Below are 3361 nucleotides of genomic sequence, written 5' to 3' on the forward strand. Positions count from 1 at the left end.
CGGCCGCGACCGGGTGGCCCGGCGCCCCCCGCCCGGTGGCGGCGATCGACCTGTTGCCGGAGCGGGTCCTGGGCGGGGACCGCGGGGCGGCGGGGATGCTGGTGGAGCGGATCGTCACCCCGCTCCGGGGCGCCGATCCGTCCCTCGAGGAGACCCTGAGGGCCTACCTGGACTCGGGTGGTCACGTGGAGGCGTGTGCGCGCGGGTTGTATGTCCATCCCAACACCGTGCGGTATCGCCTCAAACGAGTGAGCCAGATCACCGAGTTCGACCCGCTTGACGCGAGGGAGGCTTTTGTCCTCCGGATAGCCCTCGTCCTCGGCAAGTTCGCCGAACGAAGCCCTCAGGACAGCTAAACAATCACTCTCGTCACACCCTGTAACGAAAACTCCACTCACAGAGATGTCGACCCACTCAACACCGGATTTGTGGGAACCCCACAAAATCCGGCCGGTGTTTCTGGTTACGAGAACATCATCCGAGGGAGGGCAACACGTGTTGTCTGATACTCGTGCTTTGCCTCACCGCCCCCGGACAAGGGTCCCAGAAAGCCGGAATGCTCGCGCCATGGCTCGAGCTACCCGGCGCCTCGGCCCGCCTCGACGAGTGGTCCGCCTCGAGTGGACTCGATCTCGAACGCCTGGGCACCACCGCGACCCTGCAGGAGATCACCGACACCGCGGTCACCCAACCGCTGGTGGTCGCCTCCGCGTTGCTCGGAACCGCAGAGCTCCGTCGACGGGGCCAGGTGCCCGCCGATACGATCGTCGCCGGGCACTCCATCGGTGAGGTCGCGGCGCTCGCGATCGCCGGTGTGGTCTCGGAGGCGGACGCGCTCCGCCTGGCGTCGGTCCGGGGCGCCGCGATGTCACGGGCCTGTGCCGACCGGCCGACCGGGATGATCGCCGTCCTGGGAGGGGTCGAGGCCGACGTCCTGCTCGCCCTGGAGAACGCCGGCCTGGAGCCCGCCAACCGCAACGGCGCCGGGCAGATCGTGGCCGCCGGCCCGCTCGAGACGTGTGACGCGCTCGAGCAGAACCCTCCGAGCCGCGCCCGCCTGCGCCGCCTCGACGTGGCCGGGGCGTTCCACACGCGGCACATGGGGTCCGCCGTCGAGAGGTTCCGCGCCCTCGCGGACACGATCGAGGTCCGGGATCCCGAGCTGACCCTGCTCTCGAACGCCGACGGCATGGTCGTCACCTCGGGCAGGGACGCCGTGGACCGCGTGATCTCGCAGATCACCCATCCGGTCCGCTGGGACCTGTGCACGCAGACCATGCTCAAGCTCGGCGTGGACGCGTTCGTCGAGCTCCCCCCGTCCGGGGCGCTCGTCGGCCTGGCCAAGCGCATGATGCGCGAGGTGCCCCGGCACGGCGTCACCACGCCCGAGGACCTGGAGGACGCGCTCGACGCCGTCCCCGCACTCAGCGGCGCGTAGACCACCCCCACGAACCCGCGGTCGCCGGCCTCGCCCGGCGGTCGCGTCATGACGACCCCGCCGTGCCCGACCGGGCGCGACGACACCACCAGAAAGGACACCACATGGCACGCACCGAGGCCGAGATCATCTCCGGACTTGCGGAGATCGTCGAGGAGGTCACCGGAATCGAGCCTTCCGAGGTGACCCCGGAGAAGTCCTTCGTGGACGATCTGGACATCGATTCGCTCTCCATGGTGGAGATCGCGGTCCAGACGGAGGACCGCTACGGGGTGGAGATCCCGGACGAGGACCTCGCCAAGTTGCGTACTGTGCAGGATGCGGTCGACTACATCCAGAAGATCGACCAGAGCTGACACCACGTCCCGGAGCACGGGGCGGGGACGCGTTCAGGGCCGAAGGTGCGGTCGGTGCACCAGACGAGCCCGCGTCTCCACCCCACGTCCGGGACCCGACACACGAGAGCACCCCGCGTCACGCGGGGTGACGGGCGGAAGGCGCGATCAGGGACGGGGGTCCCGGATCGCTCGCCTCCCCCACACCAGCCAGTCCGGGGGTCCATAAGGAGCGCACCCTCCCATCCGGGAGGTGCGCCGCGGAAAGGACTGCATTCGATGACCATCACGAGCACCGTGGACCAGAACACCCAGATCGACCCGCGCGACCCCGTCGCCCGGCTCGAGAACCTCTTCGATCCGGCATCACTGGAGTTCCTCACGGAACCCGACGCGTCGGGCGCGCTCGCCGCGCGGGGCCTGATCGACGGCGAACCCACGATCGCCTATGCCACCGACGCCACCGTCATGGGTGGCGCGATGGGCCTGGACGGGTGCCGTCACATCGTCCACGCGATCGACACCGCCATCGACGAGCACCTGCCCGTCGTGGGCGTGTGGCACTCGGGAGGGGCACGACTCGCCGAGGGCGTCGAGGCGCTGCACGCGGTCGGCCTGGTCTTCGAGGCCATGGTCCGCGCCTCGGGCCACGTGCCGCAGATCTCGGTCGTGCTCGGGCCCGCCGCCGGCGGTGCCGCGTACGGCCCCGCGCTCACGGACGTCGTGATCATGGCGCCGGCGGGCAAGATCTTCGTCACCGGACCCGACGTGGTCCGCTCCGTCACCGGGGAACAGGTGGACATGGAGGGCCTAGGCGGCCAGGACGTCCACCACCGCAAGTCCGGCGTGTGTCACATCGCCGCCGCTGACGAGCGGGACGCTCTGCACCGCGCGAGGCGGCTGGTGAACCTCCTGTCCGCGCAGGGTGAGTTCGATCTGCGGGCGCTCGAGGGCGACCACACGGATCTGGCGGGGTTGCTCCCGGAGTCACCCAAGCGTGCCTACGACGTGCGTCCCCTCGTCCACGGCATCCTCGACTCGTCCGAGTTGGACGGGAGCACGACCTTCGAGGAGCTCCAGGCCAAGTGGGCGCCCAGCATCGTCGTGGGCTTCGGCAGGATGTCGGGCCGCACGGTCGGCGTGATCGCCAACAACCCGCTCCGCCTGGGGGGTTGCCTCAACTCCGAGTCCGCCGAGAAGGCCTCCCGGTTCGTCCGCCTGTGCAACGCGTTCGGCGTACCGCTTCTCGTCGTGGTCGACGTCCCCGGTTACCTCCCCGGGGTCTCCCAGGAGTGGGAGGGCGTCGTCCGGCGTGGCGCCAAACTGCTGCACGCCTTCGCGGAGGCGTCCGTCGCCCGCGTCACGCTGGTCACCCGAAAGATCTACGGCGGGGCCTACATCGCCATGAACTCGCGCGCGCTGGGCGCCTCCGCCGTGTTCGCGTGGCCCGATGCGGAGGTGGCCGTGATGGGCGCCAAGGCGGCGGTGGGCATCCTGCACAAGCGCACGCTCGCAGCGGCGCCGGAGGACGAGCGCGAGGCCCTGCACGAGCGGCTGGCCGACGAGCACGCCGCGATCGCCGGTGGCG

At 70.2% G+C, this 3361-nt stretch carries 4 protein-coding genes; all 4 read left to right on the forward strand.

Features of this window, described 5'->3' with window-relative positions; all coding sequences use genetic code 11:
- A partial coding sequence (locus G6028_RS07175; protein WP_182658459.1) for a PucR family transcriptional regulator occupies window positions 1-356 on the forward strand: 356 nt, incomplete at its 5' end.
- Between the two features lie 155 nt (window positions 357-511).
- Window positions 512-1438, forward strand: coding sequence for an acyltransferase domain-containing protein (locus G6028_RS07180; RefSeq protein ID WP_182658460.1), 927 nt, complete (start codon window positions 512-514; stop codon window positions 1436-1438).
- Between the two features lie 104 nt (window positions 1439-1542).
- Entirely contained in the window at window positions 1543-1794 is a 252-nt protein-coding gene (acpM, locus tag G6028_RS07185; protein ID WP_095719155.1) for a meromycolate extension acyl carrier protein AcpM, read from the forward strand.
- A 258-nt stretch (window positions 1795-2052) separates the two neighbouring features.
- Window positions 2053-3361: acyl-CoA carboxylase subunit beta (locus G6028_RS07190; protein ID WP_182658461.1), on the forward strand; the 1309-nt coding region annotated here is incomplete at its 3' end.

Origin of the sequence: Dietzia cercidiphylli, assembly GCF_014145145.1 — a bacterium.
In the GTDB taxonomy this organism is placed as follows: domain Bacteria; phylum Actinomycetota; class Actinomycetes; order Mycobacteriales; family Mycobacteriaceae; genus Dietzia; species Dietzia natronolimnaea.

What these genes read in the sequence shown, in the direction of transcription:
- acpM (WP_095719155.1), top strand. Translation starts at nt 1,543, where the DNA reads ATGGCACGCACCGAGGCCGAGATCATCTCCGGACTTGCGGAGATCGTC.